Source organism: Herbidospora daliensis (assembly GCF_001570585.1).
Taxonomy (GTDB): domain Bacteria; phylum Actinomycetota; class Actinomycetes; order Streptosporangiales; family Streptosporangiaceae; genus Herbidospora; species Herbidospora daliensis.
Window position 1 is genome coordinate 1,365,279 of record NZ_BBXF01000002.1, and the last position, 24,563, is coordinate 1,389,841.

The window sequence follows — 24,563 nt, forward strand, 5'->3', positions numbered from 1 at the left end:
CTCAGGCTCCTTCTCGGTTACAGCGGGATGTTGAGGTGCTTGGCGGCGACGTCGACGCTCGCGCCGCCGTGGACGATCTCGACCAGGGCCGCGACCATGCGGTCGGGCCGTTCGGCCTCGACGATGTTGCGGCCGTAGACGATTCCGCTCGCTCCGGCCTGGATCGCGTCGTACGCCATCTGCAGGGCGTGCAGCGGGGTCGGCTTCATCGGGCCGCCGAGCGCGAGCACCGGGACCAGGCAACCCTCGACGACCTCGCGGTAGTCCTCGGGCGTGCCGGTGTACTGGGCCTTCACGAAGTCGGCGCCCGCCTCGGCGGACACCCGCGCGCCGTGGGCGATGTTGGCCAGCGTGTGGGCCTCCAGCGCCTTGAAGCCGACGGGGATCGGCTCGGCCATCACCGGCATGCCCCACTTGTCGCCTTCGGCGCAGAGCTCGCGCAGCTCGCCCATCTTGGTGACCTCGGGGTTGCCCGGGAACACCTTGAGCTCCAGCGCGTCGGCGCCCCAGCGCACGGCCTGCTCGACGCCGTACTTCGCCGAGGGGATCTCGCTGTCGAGGGCCAGGATGAGGCCGGTGCCGCCGAGCTCGTCGGCGGCCGCGCGGGCCAGGCCGATGGTGGCCAGGATCGCGTCGACGCCGCCGTCGACGATGCGCTTGACCGCCGCGCGGCCCCGCTCCAGGCCGGGGGCGACGCCCTTGGTGATCCCGGCGTCCATGGCGGCGATCACGGCCCGCCCGTCGGGGGCGAAGACGTGGTGCATGCGACGGCGGGGCCAGTGGGTGCTCATTTCTCTCCTTCTGCGACGACCAGCGACTTCAGGCCGAGTTGCCGCTTGGTGGTTTCGAACGCCTCGGCGACCGCGTCGAGCGGGAACCGGTGGCTGATCAGCGGGGCGACGTCGACCTGGCCGAACCGGAGCAGGCGCAGGGCGGTCGCGAAGTCGTTGGGGATGAAGTCGTGGCTGCCGTTGACGGAGACCTGGTCGTAGTGGGGCACGTCGGGGTTGAGGGCGATGGCGCCCTTCGGGTGGGTGCCGGCGAACAGGTTGACGAAGCCGTTCTTCGCCACCAGGCCGAACGCGGCCTCGATGACCGCCGGGACGCCGACGGTGACGATCACCACGTCGGCGCCGCGCCCGTCGGTGAGGTCGAGGACCGCCTCCCGCTGGTTCGCGGCGTCGGCGACGTCGTGGGCGCCGAGCTCCTGGGCGACCTTCAGCCGCTCGGCCTTCAGGTCGGTGACGATGACCCGGCCGCCCCGGGCCCGCGCCACTTGGGTGTGCAGCAGGCCGATCGGGCCGGCGCCGACGACCAGCACGTTCTCGGTCAGCGGCAGCGGCAGCGCGCGGTGGGCGTTGACGACGCAGGCCAGCGGCTCGGCGAAGCTCGCCGACTCGAAGGTCACGCCGTCGGGCAGCTTGCTGAGCTGCTCCACCGGCATGACGGTCGACTCGGCGAACCCGGCGATCGGGTACTTGATCAGGTTCTCGCAGAAGTTGGCCGCGCCCCTGGCGCACTGGCGGCAGCGGCCGCAGACGCCACGCCAGTCGACCGCGACCCGGTCGCCGACCTGGAGGTCGCCGGTGTCGCCGCTCCCGAGTTCGGTCACGACACCGGCGATCTCGTGGCCGGGGGTCCACGGGTCGCGCTTGGCGGCCGTCGCGGCGGTGTAGCTGCGGATGTCGCTGGGGCAGACGCCCGAGGCGTGAATCCTGATGACGGCCTGGCCCTTGCCCGCCTTCGGGTCGGGCCGGTTCTCTACACGCAGGTCGTTGTGGCCGTACAGCAGAGCTGATTTCACGCCGACCCCTTTCCCAGCAGCCGGTCAGGCTGCCTGCTTGTCTGGCAGGTTTGAAATGTTGCCTCGTGTTACAGAGCCGAACAAGGCTCCGTTTGTCACGATTTGGTGTTATTGGAAGAGTTCGCGAAGTACGCGGACGGTTCTGAGCTGGTCCTCGGGGCCGCCGCCCTCGTGGTTGTTGTACGGCCACACCGTGATGTCCTTCGGGCCCTGATAGGCGTTGAAGGCGGCGTACACGGTCGAGGGCGGGCAGACGCCGTCCATCAGCGCGACCGAGAACGAACCGCGGCAGGTCGCCCGCGCGGCGAAGGCGGTGGCGTCGAAGTAGGCGAGCGTGGCGAACGCCCGTTCCCACTTCGTGCGGTGGATCGAGCACCAGCGCACGATCTCGGCGTAGGGCTCCCGTTCGGTGATCGCGGTGCCCCGGCGGAACGCCGACAGGAACGGCACGTGCGGGATCGCCCCCGCTATGTCGTCGCGCAGACCGGCCACGACCAGCGACAACGCGCCGCCCTGGGATCTGCCGGTGACGGCGATCTCGGCCACGCCGGGATGTCGCCGCACGGCGTCGACGGCTCTCACGGCGTCGGTGTAGAGGCGGCGGTAGTAGTAGTCGTCCGGGTCGAGGATGCCCCGCGTCAGGTATCCGGGCACGGCCGGGCCGGTCGCCGACGGGTCGCCGGTGTCGCCGGCCCGCCACGAGCTGCCCTGGCCCCGGGTGTCCATGACGAAGTGGCCGAAGCCCGACGACACGTAGGCCAGGGACTCGATCGGGATGCCGCGCCCCGAGCCGTACCCGAGGTATTCGACCACCGTCGGAACGGGACCCGGGCGGTTCGCGGGCAGCAGCAGCCACCCCTTGATCGGGTCGCCGCCGTAGCCGCTGAACGTGACGTCCCAGGTGTCGACCGTGGTCAGGCCGGCGTCGTAGGGGTCGAAGACGACGTCCGTCTCCGGCTGTTCCTTGAGCGTGCGGGCCCAGAAGGCGTCGAAGTCGGCCGGTTCCGGTTCCGGGTAGCGGTATTCGCGCAGCTGCGGGAGCGGGAGGTCGAACTGCGGCACTGTCTCACCCCTTCAGGTGCGGGAAGAGCCGGGCGGGATTGTGCTCGGCGACGGCGGCCATGTCGGGGCCCAGGAGGCCGGCCGCTTCGCGCAGGCAGGCCGCGACCGTCTTCTCGTCGACGAACGGGAAGTCCGAGCCGATCAGGAACCGTTCCGGACCGGCCAGCTTCAACGCCGAGCCGAGCGAGTAGGGGGTGGTGGCCAGGGCGAAGTCGTAGTGGAAGCGGCGCAGCGCCCGGAGGATCCCGCCGTCGCCGACCTGCTCCAGCTCCGGCAGCGGTTCGGCGATGGCGAGACGTCCGGCCAGGTAGGGGGCGGTGCCGCCGCAGTGGGAGAAGATCCAGGTGATGCCGGGATAGCGGTCGTGGGCGCCGTTGAGGGTCAGGTTGACGATGGCCCGGGTGGTGTCGAAGACGTACTCGATCAGCGACGGCCGCAGATTGATCTCGGCGGCCGGGTAGTGCACCGGCAGCTGCGGGTGGACGTGCACCACCGCCTGCCGCCGGTCGAGCTCGGCCAGCACCGGCTCGAAGGCCGGGTCGCCCAGATACCGTCCCGCGTAGTTGGTCAGCAGGCCGACGCCGACGAACGCGTCGTGTTCGGCCCACCGCTCGATCATGTGCAGCGCGTCGCCGACCGACGGCAGCGGCACCGCGACGAACGCCCGGAACCGATCGCGGTGCGCGGCGACCGTCGCCGCCAGGTCGGCGTTGGTGCTCTCGCAGAGCTCCCGGGCGAGCGCCTGGTCGCCGTCGAAGAAGAACCCGGGCGACCCGGCGGACAACACCGCCAGGTCGATGCCCAGGTCGTCCATCATCGAGAGCGACGCGCCGACCGACCACCCGGGCAGGCCGACGCCCGGCTGGGCCCCGATCCCGAGACCCCGCAGCACCTCGGCGTACGCCGGGAAGATCGCGTGGTGATGGACGTCGACGCGCATGGTCACGCGTCGAGGACCGCGTAGGCCCGGTAGTTGGACGAGCCGGGGCCCGCCGCGCGGTTCTTCATGATCGCGGTCGCCGTGTAGGCGGGCGAGGAGTTCGGCGGCTCGTTGAGGGCCGGGAGCGGGCCGCCCTTGGCCGGCTCCCGCGCGTCGAGCGCGTCCTTGATGGCGGCGCAGAACTCCGGCAGGTCGTTGGGCAGCCGGGAGGTGATCAGGTTGCCGTCGACCACGACCGGTTCGTCCCTGAACAGCGCGCCGGCGTTGATGACGTCGTCCTTGATGGTCGCCACGCAGGTCGCCTGCCGCCCCGACACGATCCCGGCGGTGGCCAGCATCCAGCCGGCGTGGCAGATGGCCGCCACGACCAGGTTGCGGGCGTCGGCGTCCCTGACCAGCTTCACCATGTCGGGGTTGCGCCGCAGGTACTCGGGCGAGAAGCCGCCCGGGATGATCACGGCGTCGACCGAGTCGAGATCGACGTCGTGCACGGTCAGGTCGGCGCGGGCGGGATAGCCGATCTTGCTGGCGTACACCTCCTCCGTGGAGGGGCCCACCACCCGCACCTGCGCGCCGTCCTCGCGGAAACGCAGGACCGGATACCAGAGCTCCAGCTCCTGGTAGAGGTTCTCGACCAGCACGACGATCCGTGCCTGTGACAGTTCCACGTTGTCCCTCAGACCTTGATGGAGAAGATACGGGCGGCGTTGTCGCGGGTGATCGCGTCGATCTGCTCGTCGGTCACGCCCTTGCTCTTCAGGCGCGGGATGAACGAGGTCCACATGTAACCGAGGTCGACGCGCTCGTTGGCGAGCTGCGGGTCGGACTCCGTGACGTCGGAGCGCGGGTTGTAGAACCAGCGGTCGTAGGAGAGCACGAGCTGGCTGGTGAAACCCTCGTTGATCAGGCCCACGAACGCGTTCGCCATACGCTCGTCGAGCTCCTCGACGGTGTCGACGCGCCACGGGATGCCGATGTGGTCGAGCTGGAGGTTGGCCCCCCGGTTGAGGATCTCGTGCAGCTGGCCCTCGTCCGGCTCGACGAACGCGTGCCCGATGATCACCTTCGCCGGGTCGGCGCCCTCCTCCTCGAGGATGTCGAGCTGCTCGATGCCGGGGTTGGTGACGCGGTAGTCCATCGGGTCGGTGTGCGTGTTGATCGCGCAGCCGACGATGCGGGAGGCCCGCCCGGCGGCCCGGATGACCTTGTCCTCGACCTCGTGGATGCGGCGGCCGTTGGGCCCGATCGGGCTCGGCTGCGGCGTGACGCTCTCCTGCCCGGTCGCGATCTTGATGGCGCCCGCCTTGTACGGCGTCTGCTGCCAGGCGAAGACCATGCCCTCGGTCAGGTCCTTCACGAAGAAGTCGGTCAGCTCCTCGACCGTCTGCCGCCGCCAGTAGTAGGGCACGCCCATACGCTCGGGGAAGAAGCCGGTGATCGCGATGACGTTCATGCCGGTCCGGCGGGCGACCTCGGCCATCAGCTCGGGGTGGCGGCCGACCTCCGGCGGGGTCATGTCGACGAGCGTGCCGAAACCCCAGTCCTTCATGCCGTCGGCGACCTGCTTGGCGATGAACGCGACGTTGTTCTCGTAGTCGAGCACGGTCCGGTGGTCGAGCTCCGCGCCCGGGTAGCCGTAGAGGAGGTGCTCGTGGGTGAGGAACCGGCCCGACGTCTCGGGTGAGACGTCGCCCAGAACGGTCCTGAAGACTTCCATCGGATTCAGACTCCTCTGCGGATGGTGGCGAACAACTCGGCGAGCTCGTTGGTGCCGTCGGCGGACACGACCCGTTCCGCCTGGTCGCCGATGGCCTGGGCGACGACGGACGCGCCGTTGCCGACCGAGGCGACCCGCCCGCCGGCCGTGTGCACGGCGGTGATCAGGGCGACCTGCGCGCCGCTCGGCTGGGGGAGGTCCCACGGCGCGACGCCGGGGGCGATGATCACGTCGACCGAGGCGGGGTCGAGGTCGGCGGCGTCGGTGTCGGGGATGACGGGGTAGCCGAGGATGCTCTCCGCCCCCGTGGTGGCGGCGGCCACGATGTGGACGGTCGCGCCCTCCTCGCGGCCGCGCAGCACCGGATACCAGAAGTCGAGCTCCTGGTATCCGGGGTACGCGAGGACCACGACCTTCTGCTGGGCCAGCGACATTTACGCTCCAAGGTTTTCGGCGGGATGGGACGCGGCGAAGGGGTCGACGACCTCGGCGCACGACCGCAGCGCGTGCAGGGCGACCGCGTTGTCGACAGGCGGGGCGGCCCCGCTCACCCCGATCGCGCCGATGAGCTCGCCGTCCGACCGCAGCGGGAAACCGCCGGCCAGGATGACGATGCGCCCGGCGAGCGCCGAGGTCAGGCCCCAGTCGGCCGCGCCGGGCTTGGTGACCTCGCCCCACGCGTCGGTGGGCGCGTTGAACGCGGCGGCGGTGAACGCCTTGTCGATCGCGAGGGTGAGGGCGACGTGCGAGGCCCCGTCCATGCGGGCGGCGGCGACGAGGTCGCCGTGGCGGTCGGTGACGGCGATGGCCATCGGCTTGCCCGCGCCGTCCCGGGCGGCCCTGATGAGACGGTCGGCGAGTTCGAGAGTCACGACGGATTCGGTGCGGATCATCGGAGCGGCCTCACGGGTGAGCGTGGCGGTACGGATTCGGCGCGGGTCATCGCGCGGGTTTCACGAGGAGGGCATGGCCTTCGACGAAGGCGCGGGTCATCGGGTGGTTTCACGAGGCTTCACGAGGCCAGGAGGCCGCCGTCGACGACGACGGCCTGGCCGGTCAGATAGCGGGAGCCGGGGGAGACGAGGAACTCGACGACGGCGGCGACGTCGTCCGGAACACCCTGGCCGCCGAGGGGGATGCGCGACTCCAGCGCGGCGACGGTCCCGCCGTCCTTGCCGCCGACCCGCTTCCAGTAGGGGTCGTTGAACGGGGTGTCGATCCAGCCGGGGCAGACACAGGTGACGCAGATGCCGTCGGGGCCCATCGCGACCGCGAGTGACCTGGTCAGCGCGACGAGTCCGCCCTTGGAGGCGGCGTAGGCGAAGCTCCCGCCGCCGCCGCGGAAGGCGGCGGTCGAGCCGGTGAGCACCACCCGGCCGTGCGGCGAGGCCGCGAGGTGGGGGGCGGCGGCCTGGGTCATGAAGAAGGGCGCCCGGAGGTTGAGAGCCATGGTCCGGTCCCATTCGGACGCGGAGAAATTTGCCAATTCGGTCTCGACGAGAAGGCCCGCGCAGAAGACGATGGCATCCAGGCGGCCGTGCGCCTCGACGGCGTCGGCGACCGCCTGGGCGGGTCCGTCGGCGTCGGCCAGGTCGACGTGGCTCGCCGTCCCCGAACCGGGGTGGGCGTCGAGGGCCTTGACCACCTCGGCGGCGCCGGCCGCGTCGATGTCGGCCACGTGCACGTCGGCACCCGCCGCGCGCAGCCGGGCCGCCGTGGCGGCCCCGATGCCGCTCGCGCCGCCGGCTATCAGCACAGATGTCACCACAACTCCAACCTGTAGGGCTGCCTGACATCATGAACCTGTGTTTTGAGTTCTGGCAAGGCGTTATGCCCGAAAAAACGGCGAGTTGACACTTTTGGGCCGAGGCTCCCACAATCAACATGTCTGACAGCCAGGCACCCTGGACGGTTGTCCAGCCTCACGTGAGGGAGCGGCCTGTTCCATGCACTTTCCTGGGGAGTTCCCTGTGGTCCGCGTGGCCGGACCTCCCGCCGAGCGCGGCAGGCGGTACGGCGCGCTGGCCCGCACCCGGATCCACCGGTCGATAACCGCCTACCAGCGGGTCTTCGAGCACTACGCGGGCTGGGACTGGGCCACCGTGCGCGCCCACGCCGCGCAGTACCGCGACGTCATCGGCGACTTCGCGCCGTCGTCCCTCACCGAGATGCGGGGCATCGCCGAGGGCGCCGGCCTCGACGTGGACGAGATCATCGCGCTCAACACCCGCAGCGAGATCATGTTCCACGCCGGCGACCGGGAGATGCCCCATGAGTGCACGTCGCTGACGCTGCTGCCCGACCGCTCGGCGACCGGCACCACGCTCATCGCGCAGAACTGGGACTGGCTGCTCCACTCGATGGAGACCGCGATGATCCTGGAGGTCACCCGCGACGACGGCCCCTCGTTCGTCACGCTGGTCGAGGCCGGGCTGCTCGCCAAGGTCGGCATGAACGAGGCGGGCGTCGGGCTCTGCACCAACACCCTGATCAGCGACGGCGACGAAGGCCGGATCGGGGTGCCCTACCACGTCCTGCTGCGCGCGGCCCTCGACAGCGGGTCGGGCCGCGAGGCGGCCGAGACGATCGCCGGCGCCGAACGCGCCCTGTCGGCCAACTTCCTGCTGGCCGACGACACCGGCTTCGCCGCCGACCTCGAGACGGCCCCCCGCTCCGACGGTGTGCGCATTCTCACCCCAGAAGACGGCCAGATCACGCACGCCAACCACTTCCGATCTCCCGACCTGACAGGCGAGGATCTGTACGCGCGCCGCAAGCCCCACACGTTCGCGCGGCTGCGCAACGTCACCGAGAGCCTGGGCGAACGGCCCAGCCTGTCGGTCGACGACCTCAAGAAGGTGCTCGCCGACCACCAGGACAGCCCGTCGAGCGTCTGCCAGCACCCCGACGAGAATGTGCACGAACGTGAGCGCACCGCGACGATCGCCGGTGTGATCATGGACGTGTCCGGCCGTACGATGCATCTCGCCGCGGGGCGACCCTGCGTGGCACGGTGGGAGACGAGAACCCTGGCCCCGAGATGAAGAAGGACCTACCCGGAATGAAGGTCGTCCCTGTCGAGCAGAAGAGCGCGGCGGAGCACGTGCGCACGCAGCTCATCGAACTGATCGAGTCGCGTCACTTCGCGGTCGACGACCGCCTGCCCTCCGAGGCCGAGCTCGCGGCGTCGTTCGGGGTCAGCCGCTCGGTCATCAGGGAGGCCCTGCACAGCCTGAACGCCCTGGGCCTGACCAAGTCCTACGCCGGCAAGGGCACCTTCGTGGCCGCCACCCGCGTGCAGTCGCACCTGCTCAGCGGGCAGTACCTGCCGTCGCAGCTCAACGAGGTGCGCCGCTACCTGGAGGTGCCGGCGGCCCGGCTCGCGGCCGAACGGCGCACCCAGGAGGACCTCGACGGGCTGGCCGAACTGGTCGCCGCGTTCGAGGACAACGACGACCCGGCCGAGCGCAACAAGATCGACGCCCGCTTCCACATCGCCATCGCCCAGGCCACCGGCAACCCGCTGTTCTCCCGCCTGGTCGAAGACCTGCGCGCGGTCCTGCAGGACCAGGCGCTCGCCGTGTCGGCCTCGCCGGGCCGGGCCGCGCAGGCCCGCGCCGAGCACCGGGCCATCTACGAGGCCATCAAGGACGGCGACGCCGAGATGGCCGCCCTGGCCATGCGCCGCCACCTCCAGGCGGTCGTCGCGACCTCGGCCGCGCTCACCGACTCCTGAAATCGGTGTACGTCGACCGGAAGGTCGACGTGAACAACCCCGCGTCCCCGAGCGGCCGGCCGACGTCGAGCACGAACGAGACCGGCCGGTCGGCCTCGTCGATCGTCAGCGTGTAGGTGACCAGCGAGCGGTCGAGGGCGTCTCCGGCGTACTCGACGAGCAGCAGTTTCAGCGCGTCGCCCGTCAGGTTGGCCGGTACGATGCCCCGGTAGACCCGGCCGTCGCGCTCGAAGGTCACGTTGCCCTGCACGACCAGCGACCGGATCACGGTGAGCCCCGCCGTCGCCGTCAGCAGGATCGGCGGCTCGTTGCTCCCGTCGCCGAACTCGCCGAGCGTGGCCCCGGTCTCCGCCACCCGCCGGTCTTCGATCGTGTAGCGGCGGCTCTCCTCGCTGCCGTACACGATGTCGGCGACGAAGTCGTCGTGGGGCAGGGCCGGGTCTCCGGCGATCGTGACGGTGCCCCGCGACCGGGCGTGGTTGTCGCCCTGGCCCATGCCGCCCTCGCTGGTGAAGGTGGCGGTCGGGGTCTTCCGGTAGACCTCCGACAACGCCGCCGCGAGCTCGGCCTGCGTCTCGGGCGGCCGGTCGGGGCTCGGCCAGAGCGCCACCGTCGTCGCGATCACCGCCGCGCCGGTCAGCGCCGCGAGCCCGGCCCGCCACGGGAACGGCCGGCCCGCGACCGGGCGGGTGGCCTCGATCCGGCCCGACTCCAGCGCGTCGAGGTCGTCTTCCTCATCGTGGCCGAGCAGGCTGAGCAGCACCTCCTTCGAGGTGGGGCGCTCGGTGGGCGACTTGGCGAGGCAGCGGCGTACCAGAGGCAACAACGCGCGCGGCACCCCGGTCAGGTCGGGTTCGGCGTGCAGCACCCGGTAGGCGACGGCCGCGATGTTGCCGCCCTCGAACGGCACCCGCCCGGTCGCCGCGAACACCATGGTCGCGCCCCACGCGAACACGTCGGCCGCGGCCGTGACCCGCTCCCCGGAGTACTGCTCGGGGGCCATGTAGGGCGGGCTGCCGATGGCCCGCCCGGTGGTCTCGCTGTGGCTCAGCCGCGAGACGCCGAAGTCGATGACGCGCGGCCCGTCGGGCGCCAGCAGCACGTTGCCCGGCTTGAAGTCGCGGTGGATCACCCCCGCCCGGTGGATCGCCACCAGCGCCGTGGCGGTCCCGATGGCGATCCGCTGCAACTCGGCCCCCCGGCGGGGCGGCACCCGGTCGAGCGGGGTCCCGGCGACGTACTCGCTGACGATGTAGGGGGGATCGTGGTCGAGCGCCACGTCGATGATGCGCGCGGTGCAGAAGCCCGCGACCTGCCGGGTGGAGTTCACCTCCCGGACCGCCGCGTCGTCGGCGCCGTGGCGCAGCACCTTGACCGCGACCGGCTCCCCGTTCCATTCGCCCAGGTAGACGACGCCCTGACCACCCTCGCCCAGCCGGGAGAGCACCGTGTAGGGCCCGATCGACCGGGGATCGCCGGCCCGCAACGCCATGTCCACAATCCCATTGGACGCCATCACCCCCCGCCGGGGTTCTACTTCGGCGTGAAGCCCTTGAGGAAGGCGACCACCGCCTCCTCGAACCGCTCCTTGGTCACCCCCAGCCGGGCGAGGACCGGGTTCCCCGCGCCGAGCAGGGCGAGCACCATGTGCTCGGTGCCGATGTAGTTGTGGCCGAGCCGCAGCGCCTCTTGGAAGGTGAGCTCCAGCAGGCGCTTGTTGTCCTCGCCGAGCTCGGCGTTGCCGGGCAGCGCCGCGCCGGTCTCGGGCAGCGCCCGCCGCGCCGTCTCGCGGGCCGCGTCGAGGTCGAGCCCGATCTCGACCAGGGCCTTCACGGCGAGGCCGTCGGCGTCGGCGAGCATCGCGACCAGCAGGTGGTCCTGCCCGGCCATGGGGTGGCCGAGCTCCTTGGCGAGCCGCTGCGCCTCGCCGATGGCCGTCTTCGCGCGCGGGGTGAACCGGGAGAACTGCTGCTGGTTGTCCTCCAGCTTGGGCACGAACCGTTTCTGCGCCGCCTGCTTGGTGACGCCCATGCTGCGGCCGATGTCGGTCCACGACGCGCCCGACTTGCGGGCCTGGTCGACGAAGTGGCCGATGAGGTGGTCGGCGACGTCGCTCAGGTGCTCGGCCATGAGCACGGCGCCGGAGAGTTGTTCGAGGACGTTGGGGTTGGCGGCCTTGATCCCGTTGATCAGATCGTCCAGCCGTACGACGGGAGAATCGCTCATGCGTCAACAGTAGGTTGACGGTTTGGAGACCGTCAACCCCTTGTTGACGATGGGCTTGAGTCGGCCCCAAGTGACGTCCAATCGGGTCCCAAGGGTTGCTTGACATCGTCCGGGGTGATCGCCGATCACAGGGAGATTCTCGTGCGAAAGCCCTTTCTCGCCGGAGCGCTGGTGCTCAGCCTCGCCGTCCAGCTCGTGGCGGTGCCCCAGGCGGCGCAGGCGGCCGGAGCCGCCGACCCGCTGCCCAGGGCCTACCGGGTCGACCAGCGGGCCGAGGTGCCCGACCTCTCCGTCCAGGCCGGGCAGCTCGCGCTGTCGGCCGACGGGACCACGGCCTTACACCTGTCTCCACGGGGAGACGATCCGCCGGTTTTGGTCGCCACCGGCCTGGGCGGGGGTGACGAGGAGGTCGTCGGGCTCGGCCCGGAAGGGCGGCCCGTGCCGCAGGTGATCGACGCCGCGATCAGCGGCGACGGCCGGACGGTCGCGTTCACGGCCGCCGGGTCGAGCGCGGCCGACCTCGGGCTGCCGGCCTCGGCCGACCAGTACCTCCGGGAGGCGGTCTTCGTCCGCGACCGGCTCACCGACGCCACCGTCTGGATCCCGGTCCCCGACCTCGGCGTCCCGGCCTCGCACCACCGGCTTCGCAACCTCACCCTGAGTGCGGACGGCCGGCGGCTGGCCGTGGGCCTGTCGCTGCCGCTGCCCGAGTACGACGACCTCACCTCGCCCGAGGGCGTGCTGCTGGTGACCCTGCCGGCCGACGCCGCGCCGGTGCCGCACGTCGTCCGCCCCCAGGACCTCGTGGTGCCGGAGCCCGACGTGCGCGGCTTCACCCTGTCGGGTGACGGGAAGGTGCTCGCGGTCAACGTGGGCGACGGCGACGAGCGGCTGCTGCTGCGCTTCGACGCCGCGTCGGGCGACCGGCTGCCCGGGGAGCGCACGCTCACCCAGGCCCAGCACACGGCCTGGGCTCCCAACCTCGATCAGACCGGACGCCGGACCGCCTTCGGCGGCGTCGGCACCGGGGTGGTCGTCGCCGACCTCGTCACCGGCCCCTCGGCCGACGTGACGCTGGCCGCCTCGGCCACGGCCCCGTACGTCTCGGGTGAGGCCGCCTTCGCCGCCGACGACCTGCCCGTCGCCGCGCGGCTGAGCGCCGACGGCTCGACCGTCGTGTTCCGCCGCTCGGGCGCGGTCTGGACGCAGCCCGCCCAGCCCGACCGGGCCCCCGCGCTGGTCAGCTCGGGTCTCGACGGCCGGATCGCCGACCCCGTCCCCGGCGAGATGGTCATCCACCCCGACTTCGTGAACTCCTTCGCGCTGAGCGGGACCGCCGCCACCCTGGCCTTCCTGTCGGCGAGCACGGCGTTCACCGGCCCGCGCACCGACACGCCGCAACCCTCGCACCTCTACCGCGCGGTCCCGGCCGACGCCCCCGCACCGACCTGGCCGGCCGACGCCGCGCTGGCCGCCGAACCCGGCACCACCAGCGTCGCCCTCTCCTGGCCGGCCGCCAGCGCCACGGTCGCCGCCTACGAGGTGAGCGTCGACGGCACGAAGGCCGCCACCGTCACCGCGCCTGTCACCCGGGCCACCCCTTCGGGGCTCACCCCCGGCTCGACCGTCGAGGTCGCGGTCGTCGCCAAGGACGCCGACGGCCGGACCTCGGCCCCGCTGACCAGGAGCGTCACCCTGCTGGGCGACGTGCCGCCCGGCGAGGCCCCGCTCTCGGCGACGGCCGGGCCCGGCGCGCGGGTGCGGCTCCAGTGGGAGGCGTCCGGGACGACCGGCCTGACCGGCTACCGGGTGCTGCGCGACGGCGTGAAGCTGGCCGACCTGGCCCCCGGCGCGACCACGCACGACGACACGACGGTCGCCGCCGGCGGCGAGTACACCTACGCCGTCGCGGTGCTGCGCGGCGCCGAGCAGCTCCGGCTGACCAAGGACGCCACGGTGCGCGTCGACGACCTGGCGATCACCGAAGCGGCCGCGAACCTGCCCAAGGTGGCCGGCTCGACGGTGCTCGCGCTCGGCCGCGAGGCCACTTTCGCGGTGGTCGGGGCGGCGGGCTTCACCGCCACCGCCGCCTTGGTCGTGCGCACCGCCGACGACCCGGCCAAGCCGGTGACCGTGCCGCTCGCGGAGGAGCGGGCCGGGCGGTACAAGGGCACGTGGCCGCTGCCCGAAGGCGTGACCGAGATCGTCTCCGGCACGCTTCGGCTCGCCGACGGCGCGGGACACTCGCTGACCCGGCCGGTCGGCGGCCTGCCCGCCACGGTCGGCGGCCTGATCAGGATCGGCGTCACCGTGCCGGGCGGCGAGCCCGACGGGGTGCGCCTCCAGGTGTGGAGCGACACCACCGGCACCGGGCACGTCACCCAGCTCAAGGCCGACGGGACCGTCGGCGTGCCGGTCGCCCCGGCGACCGACCACATGATCACCACCCGGCGCTCCGACGGCCTCGACGGAACCCCGCCGAAGACGCTCGCGGTCGCCTCGGGCCAGGCGGTCGACGTGACCGCCGCGCCCCATGCGCCGGCGTCCCTGACCCTGACGCTGAACCGGGCCGGTGACGAGGCGCTGGCCGACGTCGCGGTCGTGCTCACCACCCGGACCGGGGCCCGGTCGGCCCGCACCGACGCGAACGGGCAGGTGACGTTCGGCACCCTCGACGCGGCCACCGACGTGACCGCAAAGATCAGCCTGCCCGCGCAGACGCTCGCTGCCTACGGCCTGGCCGCCGTGCCCGACAAGACGGTGACCCTGGCGGCCGGATCGAACGCGGTCGTGGTGACCGCCCCGGCGCTGCCCAGGGTGACCGTGCGCGGCACGGTCGCCGACGAGGACGGCCGCCCGCTCCGGGCGACGGTCACGGTGCGCCAGCTGGTCGCCGGGGTCGGCGTGCCCGTACGGGTCGAGTCGGCCGCCGACGGCACCTGGTCGGCCCAGGTCTTCGGCGGCGGCACGCGCACCGTCGCGTCGGCCGCCCGCGCCGGGAGGACCACCCCGGAAGCGGCGGCCGGCCCCGACGACCTGGTGAAGCTGGTCTTCCCCGGCGTCTCGGGCTACGTCGTACGGCCCAAGGTGGTCACCGTCTCCATGGACGGCGACCGGACCGAGCAGGAGCTCGACGTCGCGACGGCCGGCGGCTTCAAGCCCGAGATCCTGGCCGACGGCCGCCGCGTCGCCGTCTGGACCGGCGAGGTCCCGGTCGAGGTGCCTCCGGGCGCGACGGTGACCTTCTGCGCCGACGGTCGCGGGCGGGGCCTGACCAAAGCCTGCGCCGACGTCGTCACGGGGGAGTCGCCCGACGTCCCGGTGACCGTGGAGATCCGCGAGACGTCCCGGATCACCGCCCGCATCCTCGAACCCGACGGCACCCCCCGTACCGGCCGCAGCTGCGTGCGGATCGACGGCGCGGACGTCTCGTCGGCCGCGGAACTCGCCGGTGCGGCGTTGCGGGCCTCCACGCCCGCGGGCGCCCACGTGCTCACCGTGGTCGCGTGCAAGGACAAGCTGAGCGGTTCGGTGCAGCGGCTCGTGACGGTCGCGGCGGGCGAGGAACTCGACCTCGGCGACCTGCGGCTCGGCGCGCAGTCGACGCTGGTCCGCGGTGACCGCAGCGGCTTCGACGCCGTCACCGACGCCGTGCTGCCCGGCGGGCTGGCCCACCTGCGCGCCGACGTCGAGTTCCAGGACGTCACGCGCGGCGGCGGCGCCACGCTGACGCTTCCCCCGGGCGTCACGGTGCCCGACGACGACGCGGTGCTGCGCGACGGCAAGCCGGTGGCGTTCACCCGCGAGGGGAACACCGTGGTGATCCCGCTCCCGGCCGCGCGGTCGCGCACGCTCGACGTGTACGTCCGCACGCCCGCGACGGCCGGCGAGGAGCTGCCGTTCGCGATGTCGGTCTCCTCCGGCGACCTCGCCGAGGCCCTCGGCTCGGCCGGGGTCAGGGTGGGCGTGGTCACGCTGGGCGCGCCGTCGTCGAGCCGGACCGGCCGGTTCACCGTGTCGGGGCTGGCCCCCGCCGGTGCGCGGGTCGTCGTCCGCGACGGCGGCACCGTGGTCGCGGAGGCCGACGCCGGGCCGGGCGGCCGGTGGCACGCGGTCGTCGACCTCGGCGCCGGAGACGAGGCGGTCACGCACGGCCTGCTGGCCGCCGCCGCCGTCGGCGCGGCGGAGCTCACGTCCGAGCCGGTCACCGTGGTCGTCGACCCCCATGTCGCCGTGCTGGAGTCGGTGACGATGTCCCAGCCGGGCACGACCAGGACCTTCCGCCCGACCGACGGCACGGCCCGGTTCCCGTGGGTGTGGAACCCGTCCCTGGAGGTCACGGTCCGGGCCGCCTTCAGCGGCCCGGTCGGCAGCCCCCGCGCCCGGCTCGGTTCGCTCGACCTGCCCCTCACGCCCGTGGCGGGTCACGACGGCGTCTACGCCGTGACGACCAAGCCGAAGGCCCACGAGGTCGGCGACCTGACGATCGGCTACGCGGCGGGCCGGGACCGGCCGCCGCTGCCGCTGCCGCCGGCCCCCGACCCGGCGGGCGGGCTCTTCGACCCGCGCACCGCCGTCCTCGCGGAGCCGGTGACCGACGGCGACGCCGTCAGCCAGGAGTTCACCGTCCCGATGCCGAAGCTGGGCCCGGCCGCGCAGGGCCGGATGAAGCTGATCATCGAGCCGCTGCCCGGCTACGAGCCGTCGGCCGCCGCCGTCGCGGCGTCCCGCGCCTCGGGGGTGCCCGTCTACGAGCCCGTCCTGTCGGGCAGCGACCCCCTGACGGTCGCCACGACCGGGCGCTACACCAGCGAGGCGGCGGCGATCGTCGACCTCGGCCTGCTGGCGGGCCAGGCTCCCGGTTCGCCGCTCGTCAGGTCGCTCAACGCCGCCGGGTTCGTCGGCGGGCCCGCACGGGCGATCTTCCAGACGACGTTCTGGAACGTCACCAACTGGGACTCCATCAACTCGCTGGAGAGCAGCGACGAGAAGTACACCGAGCTCAACAAGATGATGGACATGGCCAACCGGTGCCGCGACGGGTCGCTGGGCGACGTGCACCGCCACCACCTGCAGCAGCTCATGCGGCGGGCGGTCATGCTCGACGTCTACACCGGGGTGTCGGGGGCCATCGGCCTGGCGCTCGCCCCGGCGACGTTCGGCCTGGGCACCGTCGCGGTCTGGGCGGTGAGCTGGGGCGTCGGCAAGGCGCTGGAGATCCCGCTCAACAACGAGATCGCGGCGCTGCGCCGCGAGATGAACAGCGCCGAGGAGTGCCGCTGGTCCGAACGGGACACCTCCTACCGCGACCCGAACCGCCCCCAGCCCGACGCCGACATCGACTACCGCTTCGACCCCTCGGGCTACCTCTACGAGGGCCTCGACGACCGCCGCGTCGAGGGCGTCACCGCGACGCTGCTGCGCGCCCCGGCGCCGGAAGGACCGTGGCAGCCGTGGGACGCGGCGGCCTACGGCGACCTGAACCCGCAGGTCACCGACGCAAACGGCCGCTACGGCTGGGACGTGCCCGAAGGCTGGTGGAAGGTCGTCTACACCAAGGACGGCTACCTGCCGGCCGAGTCGCGGGTGCTGAAGGTGCTGCCCCCGCACACCGACGTCGACGTCAACCTGCTGCGCGCCGAACCGACCGAGGTCGTGAAGGTCGAGGCCGACGGCGCGGGCCTCACGGTCACCCTGAGCCAGCCGACCCGGGTGGCCCAGGCGCTCTCGGGCGCGCTCGCCGTCACCACCCCCGACGGCGCGCCCGTGGGCGGTCAGTGGACGGCCGTCGACCCGGCGCTCCCGCCGCCCGGCCACCCCCACCCGGCCGAGAAGCTGGCGATGGCGTTCCGGTTCACCGGCGAGCAGCGTACCGGCGAGGTGCAGGTCACGGTCGACCCGCTGCTCCAGGACCACGGCGGCCGCGCCCTGGCCGAGGGCGTGACCAAGACCCTCACGGTCCGGTGGACCGGCCCCGACACGGCCGGACCGCAGGTCAGCGTCACCGGAGTGGCCGACGGCGCGACCTACCGGCTGCGCGCCGTCCCCACCCCCGGCTGCGCCACCGTCGACCGGGGCTCCGGCGTGGCCACCAAGGCCACCCTGACGCTCACCGGCGGAACGCCCGCCGGGGTCGGGGTCTACACCGCGACGTGCGCCGGGGCCGTCGACGACGAGGGCAACCGCACCCCGCCGGTGTCGGCGACCTACTCGGTGGTGTACGTCTTCACCGGCTTCGCCGCCCCGATCAGGAACGACGGCGTGGTCAACGTGGCCAAGGCCGGCCAGGGCATCCAGGTGAAGTGGCGGCTGACCGACGCGACCGGCGCCCCGGTCAACGGCCTCACCGCGGCGGCCCTGACCGTCAGCCCGTTCGACTGCCGGACGGGCCTGCCGACCGGCCAGGAGCGGGTGCCCGCCGAGGGCGCCGCCGAACTGCAGGTGCTCGGGTACGGCAGCTATCAGGTGGTCTGGCGCACGCCGCAGACGTACCTCGACACGTGCCTGACGCTCCACGTCGACACGGGAGAGGGCGCGGCGGCGGCGCACACCGCGCGGTTCCGCTTCACCCGCAACGAATCCCTCTGATGAACCGGTGTCAGGCGGCGAAGCGGCGGGCCAGTTCCCGCCCCCTCGCCGCCTGCACCTTCTTCGCCTGGCCCATCGAGAACCGCAACAACCCGAACGGCGCCGACAACCGGTAGTGGTCGACCACCCGGGCGCCGCCGGGCACGGCGGCGATGTCGTAGCCGTAGGCCACCCGCACGCCGCCCGGGCTGACCACGTCGCCGGTGATCGAGCCGTCTCCCAGGCGCAGCACGACCTCGATGACGTTGTCGTGGCGCAGCGGGCCGAACACGAACCGTTCGACCGCCGTGAAGCGCACCGCGCCCGGCTCGTGGCGGATGTCGCGGACCTCGACGACCAGCGGCGACAGGCCCACGTGGTTGGTGGGGTCGGCGAGGTGCTCGAAGACCTGCCCGGGGGTGGCGGGCAGGGTGGTCGTGGTGCTGAACTCGACGCTCTTCACGCGGTTTCCTCCGGTGACGACGACGGGGGGAGCAGCCGGTCGAGGACGGCGTCGACGTCGACGGCGTCCGGGCCGAGCAGGAGGCAGTCGGTCCGCATGCCCTCGACGGCCTGGGCCAGGATCGTGGCGGCGGCCGCGGGGTCGGGCGTGCCGGCGCGGCCGAACTGCTCGCCGAGCAGGCCGAGCAGGATCTCGCGCTGGGCGCGGTAGTGGGCGGCGAAGCCGGGGTCGGTCGCGGCCCGCGACACGAACGCCTTGGCGACGCTCGTCTCGGCGGCGCGGTCGTCGTCGAGCGGGAGCAGCTCCGTCACGATCGCCGCCAGCGCCCGGCGCGGGGACGGCAGGTCCTGCGCCGAGCGGGCCTTCAGGCGGTCGGCGCAGCGGCGGCAGTGGTGGTCGAGCGCGAACAGCAGCAGGTCGTCCTTGGTGGCGAAGTGGTGCTGGAGCGTGCCGGTCGTCACCCCCGCCTCGGCGGCGATCTCCCGCATGCCGGGGAAGGTGCCGTGGCCGCGCGTCAGCAACCGGCCCACGGCGTCGGCGACGGCGCTGCGGCGCGCGTCCGGTACCCATCGTTCTCGCACGTCCCACCTCCATTACGACTGTAATGTAACAGAGGTCCGACTTGTCCCGGAAAGAGGACACTTTCTGGCCGCAATGGCTGGGATCGTGGGTGTATGCCGACCGTTCTGGACAACCGGGCCCTCAACCGCGCCACCCTCGCCCGGCAGCTGCTGCTCGACCGCGCCGACCTGCCGGTCCTCGACGCCGTCGCGCACCTGTGCGGGATGCAGGCGCAGGAGCCGCAGGAGCCGTTCATCGGCCTCTGGTCGCGGCTGCGCGGCTTCGACCCGGCGGAGCTCTCCGATCTGCTGGTCGGCCGGGGGGTCGTGCGCACCCATCTGATGCGCCGGACCGTCCACCTGGTCACCGCCGACGACGTCGTGGCCTGGCGGGCCCGGCACGACGCCATGCTGCGCCAGCGGGTGCTCGGCGTCTACCGGCGCGACCTCGCCGACGTCGACCTCGACGAGCTCACGGCGGCCGGGCTGGCCCTGATGGCCGACGGCGAGCCGCGCACGATGGGCGAGTTGTCCCGGACGATGGCCGGGCGGTGGCCGCTGCCTGAACCCCGGGCGCTGGGCGAGATCCTGGTCTCCGCCCTGATCCCGATGGTCCAGCTGCCGCCGCGCGGGGTGTGGCGGGCCAAGGCGGGGGTGCGCAACGTGCCGACCTCCGTGTGGCTGGGCCGGGAGCTCGACCCGCCCGCGCCGAACGGGTCCGACCCGGTCGGCGAGAACCTGGTGCGGCGTTACCTGGCCGCCTACGGTCCCGCCGCCACGGCCGACCTGCGCTCCTGGTGCGGGCTGGCTGGCCTGCCCCGCGCGGTCGCCTCGGTGCGCGGGGAACTGGTCTCCTTCCGCGACGAACGGGGCCGCGAGCTGCTCGACCTCCCCGACGCCCCGCGCCCCGACCCGGGCGTCCCCGCGCCGGTGCGGTTCCTGCCCGCGTTCGACAACGCGCTCCTCGGCTACGACGACCGCACCCGCATCGTCGACGACGCCCACCGGAACGTGTCGATCGCCGGGGTGCGGGTGGTCCTGGTCGACGGCCGCGTCTCCGCCACCTGGACGGTCCAGGACGGCACCGTGGTCGTCGACCCGCTGCGCGAGCTCTCCCACGCCGAGCGCGACGCGGTGGCCGGGGAGGGAGAGGCGCTCGCGTCGTTCCTCTCCGACGGGGAGAAGGCCGCCGTCCAGCTCGCCTGACGCCTATTCGCAGCGCGTCGTGGTGTCGGCGCCGGGCCCGCCGTTGCAGGTGTCGATCCCCGCGCCGCCGTTCAGGTCGTCGGCGCCGGTGCCGCCGTTGAGCTCGTCGGCGTCGGCGTCACCACGCAGTTCGTCGTCGCCGCTGCCCCCGTTGAGCTCGTCGGTTCCCGCGCCGCCGCTCAGGTCGTCGCTGCCCGTGCCGCCCTGGAGCTCGTCGGCCCCGAGTCCGCCGCGCAGTTCGTCCTCGCCCGCGTCGCCGCGGAGCGCGTCGTCGCCGCCGTTGCCCCGGAGGGTGTCGTCGCCCTTGCCGCCGCGCAGGTCGTCGGCGTTCCCGCTGCCGCGCAGCTCGTCGTCGCCGTCGCCGCCCAGGACGACCACCCGCTGCCCCTGCGGCAGCAGGTTGACCACGACGACGTCGTCGCCGTCGCCGAGCACGATCTTGATCTTGACGGCGAGCTGGGCCACCACGGTGGTCGGGCTCTCCGCCGTGCACCCCTTGATCGTTCCGGCTTCGTCCTCCAGCCGGAGGATCCCGTTGACCTGGGTGACCGTGAGGTCGTTGGCGACGCCGGGCTCCGCCGTGTAGAACAGCTGTCCACCAGTCCCCTCGGCGCAGGTCCCGGCGGTCACCGGGGCGGCCGAGGCGGGGGCCGCGAAGAGGGGCACGACCGACAGCGCGGCCGCTACCAGCAGGGCCGGCTTTCTCAGGCTGATTGTCATGGGTTCACGCTAGGAAGAAGGCGGGCCCCCGCTCTGCCGAGCAGTCCCTAGAGACGGGGAGGGCCAGCCCTCCTGCGCGGGCGCCCGCCATGACCTATGGCCGGCTCACGCCGCCATCTCCCGGTAGCGGCCCGAGTGGAAGACCAGCGGTTCCCCTTCGGCGCGTTCATAGTGCTCCACCGCGCCGACGAAGATGTGGTGGTCGCCGCCGTCGTGCACGCGTTCGGTCCGGCAGACGAAGGTGGCCAGCGTCCCGGCGAGGACCGGCAGGGGAGCGCCGACCAGGTCGACCCCGGCGAACTTGTCGGCCGACGGGGTGGCGAACCGCTGCGACAGGTGGTCCTGGCCGGCGGCCAGGACGTTGACGGCGAACCGGCCGGCCCGCAGGAAGACCGGTGCGCTGGGCGCGCGGTTCGACAGGCACCAGAGCACCAGCGGCGGATCGAGCGAGACCGAGGTGAAGGAGTTGACAGTCACCCCGGCCCGCTCGCCCTCGGCGGTCGCCGTCGTGATCACCGCCACCCCGGTCGCGAACTGCCCGAGGGCCTCACGCAGCGATCTCATGCCGCGACCCTCGCGAGGTAGGCGCCGGCGCTGTCGGCGTCCATGAACCACTCGGCGTAGTCGGACGGGTCGTCGAAGCCGTTGACGAACCGGTGGGCGACCTCGGGGTGCTGCTGGGCCGCGCCCAGCAGGGCGAGGTGGTGGGGTTCGGCCGGGGCGAGCAGGGCGTTGGTCCAGGCGGTGACGTGGCGGGCCTGCGTCCAGAAGCCCTCGAAGGCGGCCCGCATCCAGTCGGCGTCGAACGGCCGGTCGCCCCGCTCGACGATGGCGCGCAGGTAGGCGGCGGCGCACTTGGCGGCGTTGTTGCTGCCCTGCCCGGTGATCGGGTCGTTCAGCACCACCACGTCGGCGACGCCGAGGATCGGCGCGCCCGAGGGCAGCACGGCCACGGGGTGCCGGACGGTGGGAGCGAACCGCCCGGTCAGGACCGCGTTGCCGTCGGTGAGCTCGATCGCGGCGCAGCGCTCGGCCTCCCACGGGAAGAAGGTCTCCAGCACCCGGCGGCTGCGGGCCAGGTGCTCGGCGGGGGTGCGCACGTCGCCCCAGCAGTCCATGGGCCCGCCGGGCACGCCCTCGAACACCATGATCTCGCAGGGGCCGGTGTGGGTGAGGGCCGGGAAGACGAAGTACTCGCCCACGCCCGGGAGCAGGTTGAAGCAGACCGCCGAGTGGTCGGGGCGCGGGGTCAGGCCGTTGACGTAGGTGACCGCCAGGGCGCGCTGCGGCGCGGCGTACGGGGAGCGGGCCGGGTCGCGCTCGAAGAGGGAGGCGATCTGCCCCTTCCCGGCGGCGACCAGGACGAGGTCGTAGCGGGCGGCGTAGAGCTCCAGGTCGTCGGGGGTGGCGTCGTGGATCACGAGCTTGCCGCCGAGCCGTTCGAACTCGCCCAGCCAGACGGGCATCTTCACCCGCTGGTCGACCGAGCGGGCCGGGACGTCGAGGCGTCCGGCCCAGTCGAGTAACTTGCCGCCCTCCGGGTTCGGGACGGTGAGCGCGATGCCCTCGATGGGCGGGCAGACCTCCGCCCACCGGTCGAGGCCGAGTTCGTGCTCATGGGACAACGCGGTGCCGAACATGCACTGGCCGGACATGACCCGGCCGTCGCGGATGTCTTCAGGGGTGCGGTTGGAGACCATGGTGACGTCGTAGCCCTGCTGGAGCAGCCCGACGGCCAGGTGGAGGCCGGCCTGACCGGCGCCGACGACGAGGATTTCGCGCATGGTGGTGGGTCCCTTCGGTGTCAGGAGTGGAGTTGCGATCGGCGCCTGACAAGAACGGTACGTTCGGCCCCCCGGACCGTGCCATCCGCTGAGCGCGGATCTCATCCACCTGACGCGGGACCTCTCCGCAGCGTCTCCGACGGCGGCAGCCCGTACCGCTCGCGGTACTGGGCGGCGAACCGGCCCTGGTGCAGGAAGCCCCACCGGGCGGCCACCGTCGTCACCGTGGCCCGCGCCGGGTCGGCGGCCGTGAGCTCCTCGTGCACCTTCGCCAGCCGCACCCGCCGCAGGTAGGCCATCGGGGTCAGCCCGAGGTGCGCCCGGAAGCCCTCCTGGAGGGAGCGTCCGCTGACCGCGACCGCGCCGGCGATGTCGGCGGTGGTCAGCGGGAGGTGCGCGTGCCCTTCGACGAACTCCATCGCCCGGCGCACGACCTTCGGCAGCGCGGCCTGCCGGGGCGCGGTCAGCCGCTCGCGGTAGTTGGACGGCTGCATGGTCAGCAACAGGCTGACCAGGGCGTTCTCCAGATGGGCGATGGCCAGCGGATGGCCGGTCAGCCCGTCGTCGCGTTCGCCCTCCCTGACCAGCAGGTCGGCCATGTCGCGCCACGACCGGGTCCAGCCGGTCGTCAGGTCGACGCCGAGGTCGAACACGAGCGGGTCAGTGAGCGGCTCGCCGAGCAACTGCTCCAGCGAGCGCTCGACGGAGGCGCGCTCGAACTTGACGATCAGCTGCGGGCAGCCGGCCGCCCAGCGCATGTCGAGGTGGCGGGTCGGCGAGGGCAGCGCGGCCAGCGCCGGAGTGGAGACGATCTCCCGGTCGCCGGCGCGGATCAGGCTCCGCCCGGCCAGCGGGATCATGACGAGGAAGAAGGTGCCCAGCTCACCCGGTTCGATGTGGACGTCGCCCCCGTAGTCGAGGTAGCTGACGCGCACCGACCCGAGCTCGACGGAGTTCAACCGGGCCGACAGCAGGTTCTCGTGCCCGGCCAGGTTCAGCCGGTGCGGGCAGAACACCTTGGCGACCTCGCCGCGGACCTCGTCGAGGTCGGAGCTGGCGAAGACGGGACGGTTGCTGAGGAGCACACCAGATGATCGGCCCTGCCCGGTTTGTCGTTCCATGGAAAACGACACACAGTTGGCGTCACTTTCAGGATTCGGCCGGATTCGTGAACTCGTCGGCCCACTGGAGCACCCGGTGCGCCCCCGCCCGCTCCGCCGTCTCGCGCGCCTCGGCGATCAGGTCGGCCGCGTCGTCGGCGCGGCCCTCGTCGCGCGCCAGGTAGGCCAGCCCGACCAGGTTCGCCGCCACCCCCGGCAGGAAGCCGAGCTCCCGTCGCAGCCGGGTCGACTCCTCCAGCAGCTCCCGCGCCTCCGGCGTGCCCTTGGCGGCGAAGGCCAGGTGCCGCAGCGTGTACGCCAGCGTCTCGCGGTCACCCGCCCCGGTCGCCAGGTCGCGGGCGCGCTCGAAGAAGGGCCGCGCCACCTCGTCCTCGCCCGCCACGACCTGGTGGAAGATGCCGACCCAGAACAGCGCCTCGGCCTCGCCCCGGGTGTCGCCCAGGGAGTTGTAGAGGTCGACGGCCCGCTCGAACGCGGTCACGTCGCCGTCGCCCTCGCCGGACAGGTAGCGGGCGTGCGTGATCCGGCCGCGGGCCAGCATGAGATCGGCTTCCAGGCTGTCGAGGGCCAGGTCGGCCATGTCGAGGGCGCCCTCGGTCCCGATGAAGACGGCCTGCTCGTACAGTGTCTTGGCGTTCTCGATACGTCCCATCCGCC

General features: G+C 72.7%; 22 protein-coding genes. 4 read left to right on the forward strand and 18 right to left on the reverse strand.

The features are described 5' to 3' along the window. Positions 1-17: 17 nt before the first annotated feature. The 9 genes from AW274_RS12820 to AW274_RS12860 form a co-directional block, all read right to left on the reverse strand. Positions 18-791: a class I fructose-bisphosphate aldolase gene (locus AW274_RS12820; protein ID WP_083974075.1), complete on the reverse strand. Its 774-nt coding sequence runs from the start codon at positions 789-791 to the stop codon at positions 18-20. Further along, the gene (locus AW274_RS12825) at positions 788-1,804 is read right to left on the reverse strand and encodes a zinc-dependent alcohol dehydrogenase (protein WP_062431225.1); all 1,017 of its coding nucleotides are present in this window, start codon (positions 1,802-1,804) and stop codon (positions 788-790) included. Before AW274_RS12825 ends, AW274_RS12820 begins: the two co-directional genes overlap by 4 nt. A 108-nt stretch (positions 1,805-1,912) precedes the next feature. Further along, positions 1,913-2,866: an acetylxylan esterase gene (locus AW274_RS12830; protein WP_062431226.1), complete on the reverse strand. Its 954-nt coding sequence runs from the start codon at positions 2,864-2,866 to the stop codon at positions 1,913-1,915. 4 nt (positions 2,867-2,870) lie between these two features. Beyond that, complete coding sequence (locus tag AW274_RS12835; RefSeq protein ID WP_062431227.1) at positions 2,871-3,806, reverse strand: amidohydrolase family protein; 936 nt, start codon at positions 3,804-3,806, stop codon at positions 2,871-2,873. 2 nt (positions 3,807-3,808) lie between these two features. Then, positions 3,809-4,474, reverse strand: a complete 666-nt coding sequence (locus AW274_RS12840; RefSeq protein WP_157520090.1) for a type 1 glutamine amidotransferase domain-containing protein — start codon at positions 4,472-4,474, stop codon at positions 3,809-3,811. Between the two features lie 8 nt (positions 4,475-4,482). Next, on the reverse strand, positions 4,483-5,523 hold the full coding sequence (locus tag AW274_RS12845) for a phosphotriesterase family protein (RefSeq protein ID WP_062431228.1): 1,041 nt from the start codon (positions 5,521-5,523) through the stop codon (positions 4,483-4,485). Positions 5,524-5,528: 5 nt separating this feature from the next. Further along, on the reverse strand, positions 5,529-5,957 hold the full coding sequence (locus AW274_RS12850) for a DJ-1/PfpI family protein (protein ID WP_062431229.1): 429 nt from the start codon (positions 5,955-5,957) through the stop codon (positions 5,529-5,531). After that, positions 5,958-6,416 (reverse strand): GlcG/HbpS family heme-binding protein, encoded by a 459-nt coding sequence (locus tag AW274_RS12855; protein WP_062431230.1) that lies wholly within the window; start codon positions 6,414-6,416, stop codon positions 5,958-5,960. It abuts the gene before it with no gap. A gap of 119 nt (positions 6,417-6,535) precedes the next feature. Continuing rightward, positions 6,536-7,288 (reverse strand): SDR family NAD(P)-dependent oxidoreductase, encoded by a 753-nt coding sequence (locus tag AW274_RS12860; protein ID WP_063813347.1) that lies wholly within the window; start codon positions 7,286-7,288, stop codon positions 6,536-6,538. A 181-nt stretch (positions 7,289-7,469) separates the two neighbouring features. On the opposite strand from AW274_RS12860, the gene AW274_RS12865 reads away from it, so the two are divergent. Both AW274_RS12865 and AW274_RS12870 read left to right on the forward strand, forming a co-directional pair. Continuing rightward, positions 7,470-8,567: a C45 family autoproteolytic acyltransferase/hydrolase gene (locus AW274_RS12865; protein ID WP_063813251.1), complete on the forward strand. Its 1,098-nt coding sequence runs from the start codon at positions 7,470-7,472 to the stop codon at positions 8,565-8,567. A 17-nt stretch (positions 8,568-8,584) separates the two neighbouring features. Then, the gene (locus AW274_RS12870; RefSeq protein ID WP_062338167.1) at positions 8,585-9,259 is read left to right on the forward strand and encodes a FadR/GntR family transcriptional regulator; all 675 of its coding nucleotides are present in this window, start codon (positions 8,585-8,587) and stop codon (positions 9,257-9,259) included. Here the strand turns inward: AW274_RS12870 and AW274_RS12875 are convergent. Both AW274_RS12875 and AW274_RS12880 read right to left on the reverse strand, forming a co-directional pair. Continuing rightward, positions 9,246-10,751 carry a serine/threonine-protein kinase gene (locus tag AW274_RS12875; protein WP_198169155.1) on the reverse strand — a complete coding sequence of 502 codons (1,506 nt, stop codon included), beginning with the start codon at positions 10,749-10,751 and terminating at the stop codon, positions 9,246-9,248. The genes AW274_RS12870 and AW274_RS12875 overlap by 14 nt on opposite strands. Before the next feature lie 41 nt (positions 10,752-10,792). Further along, a complete protein-coding gene (locus AW274_RS12880; RefSeq protein WP_062431234.1) occupies positions 10,793-11,485 on the reverse strand; it encodes a Clp protease N-terminal domain-containing protein in 693 nt (230 codons plus the stop codon). Positions 11,486-11,626: 141 nt separating this feature from the next. Between AW274_RS12880 and AW274_RS12885 the strand changes: the two genes are divergently transcribed. Further along, the gene (locus AW274_RS12885; protein ID WP_157520093.1) at positions 11,627-18,073 is read left to right on the forward strand and encodes a PxKF domain-containing protein; all 6,447 of its coding nucleotides are present in this window, start codon (positions 11,627-11,629) and stop codon (positions 18,071-18,073) included. Between the two features lie 10 nt (positions 18,074-18,083). Here AW274_RS12885 and AW274_RS12890 read toward each other — a convergent pair whose 3' ends face one another. Both AW274_RS12890 and AW274_RS12895 read right to left on the reverse strand, forming a co-directional pair. After that, entirely contained in the window at positions 18,084-18,515 is a 432-nt protein-coding gene (locus tag AW274_RS12890) for an SRPBCC family protein (protein WP_062431236.1), read from the reverse strand. Further along, complete coding sequence (locus tag AW274_RS12895) at positions 18,512-19,096, reverse strand: TetR/AcrR family transcriptional regulator (protein WP_062431237.1); 585 nt, start codon at positions 19,094-19,096, stop codon at positions 18,512-18,514. The genes AW274_RS12890 and AW274_RS12895 overlap by 4 nt, the downstream gene beginning before the upstream one ends. A gap of 93 nt (positions 19,097-19,189) precedes the next feature. Here AW274_RS12895 and AW274_RS12900 point away from each other — a divergent pair, with 93 nt between their 5' ends. Continuing rightward, on the forward strand, positions 19,190-20,281 hold the full coding sequence (locus AW274_RS12900; RefSeq protein WP_062431238.1) for a winged helix DNA-binding domain-containing protein: 1,092 nt from the start codon (positions 19,190-19,192) through the stop codon (positions 20,279-20,281). 3 nt (positions 20,282-20,284) lie between these two features. On the opposite strand, the gene AW274_RS42625 is transcribed toward AW274_RS12900, so the two are convergent. The 5 genes from AW274_RS42625 to AW274_RS12925 all read right to left on the reverse strand — a co-directional run bounded on the left by AW274_RS42625 (position 20,285) and on the right by AW274_RS12925 (position 24,558). Next, positions 20,285-21,001, reverse strand: a complete 717-nt coding sequence (locus AW274_RS42625; RefSeq protein ID WP_062431239.1) for a calcium-binding protein — start codon at positions 20,999-21,001, stop codon at positions 20,285-20,287. Positions 21,002-21,106: 105 nt separating this feature from the next. Beyond that, entirely contained in the window at positions 21,107-21,565 is a 459-nt protein-coding gene (locus tag AW274_RS40210) for a flavin reductase family protein (RefSeq protein WP_062431240.1), read from the reverse strand. Beyond that, positions 21,562-22,785 (reverse strand): styrene monooxygenase/indole monooxygenase family protein, encoded by a 1,224-nt coding sequence (locus AW274_RS12915; RefSeq protein ID WP_062431241.1) that lies wholly within the window; start codon positions 22,783-22,785, stop codon positions 21,562-21,564. The genes AW274_RS40210 and AW274_RS12915 overlap by 4 nt, the downstream gene beginning before the upstream one ends. A 101-nt stretch (positions 22,786-22,886) precedes the next feature. Further along, a complete protein-coding gene (locus tag AW274_RS12920; protein WP_062431242.1) occupies positions 22,887-23,906 on the reverse strand; it encodes an AraC family transcriptional regulator in 1,020 nt (339 codons plus the stop codon). 28 nt (positions 23,907-23,934) lie between these two features. Then, positions 23,935-24,558, reverse strand: coding sequence for a hypothetical protein (locus AW274_RS12925; RefSeq protein WP_062431243.1), 624 nt, complete (start codon positions 24,556-24,558; stop codon positions 23,935-23,937). Positions 24,559-24,563: the final 5 nt, after the last annotated feature.

Bases quoted from the DNA above. Each gene is read 5' to 3' on its own strand.
- AW274_RS12870 (WP_062338167.1), top strand. From the start codon at position 8,585: ATGAAGGTCGTCCCTGTCGAGCAGAAGAGCGCGGCGGAGCACGTGCGC.
- AW274_RS12820 (WP_083974075.1), bottom strand. From the start codon at position 791: ATGAGCACCCACTGGCCCCGCCGTCGCATGCACCACGTCTTCGCCCCC.
- AW274_RS12900 (WP_062431238.1), top strand. From the start codon at position 19,190: ATGCCGACCGTTCTGGACAACCGGGCCCTCAACCGCGCCACCCTCGCC.
- AW274_RS12835 (WP_062431227.1), bottom strand. From the start codon at position 3,806: ATGCGCGTCGACGTCCATCACCACGCGATCTTCCCGGCGTACGCCGAG.
- AW274_RS12915 (WP_062431241.1), bottom strand. From the start codon at position 22,785: ATGCGCGAAATCCTCGTCGTCGGCGCCGGTCAGGCCGGCCTCCACCTG.
- AW274_RS12855 (WP_062431230.1), bottom strand. From the start codon at position 6,416: ATGATCCGCACCGAATCCGTCGTGACTCTCGAACTCGCCGACCGTCTC.
- AW274_RS12925 (WP_062431243.1), bottom strand. From the start codon at position 24,558: ATGGGACGTATCGAGAACGCCAAGACACTGTACGAGCAGGCCGTCTTC.
- AW274_RS12875 (WP_198169155.1), bottom strand. From the start codon at position 10,751: ATGGCGTTGCGGGCCGGCGATCCCCGGTCGATCGGGCCCTACACGGTG.
- AW274_RS12880 (WP_062431234.1), bottom strand. From the start codon at position 11,485: ATGAGCGATTCTCCCGTCGTACGGCTGGACGATCTGATCAACGGGATC.
- AW274_RS40210 (WP_062431240.1), bottom strand. From the start codon at position 21,565: ATGAGATCGCTGCGTGAGGCCCTCGGGCAGTTCGCGACCGGGGTGGCG.
- AW274_RS42625 (WP_062431239.1), bottom strand. From the start codon at position 21,001: ATGACAATCAGCCTGAGAAAGCCGGCCCTGCTGGTAGCGGCCGCGCTG.
- AW274_RS12845 (WP_062431228.1), bottom strand. From the start codon at position 5,523: ATGGAAGTCTTCAGGACCGTTCTGGGCGACGTCTCACCCGAGACGTCG.
- AW274_RS12920 (WP_062431242.1), bottom strand. From the start codon at position 23,906: ATGGAACGACAAACCGGGCAGGGCCGATCATCTGGTGTGCTCCTCAGC.
- AW274_RS12850 (WP_062431229.1), bottom strand. From the start codon at position 5,957: ATGTCGCTGGCCCAGCAGAAGGTCGTGGTCCTCGCGTACCCCGGATAC.
- AW274_RS12865 (WP_063813251.1), top strand. From the start codon at position 7,470: ATGCACTTTCCTGGGGAGTTCCCTGTGGTCCGCGTGGCCGGACCTCCC.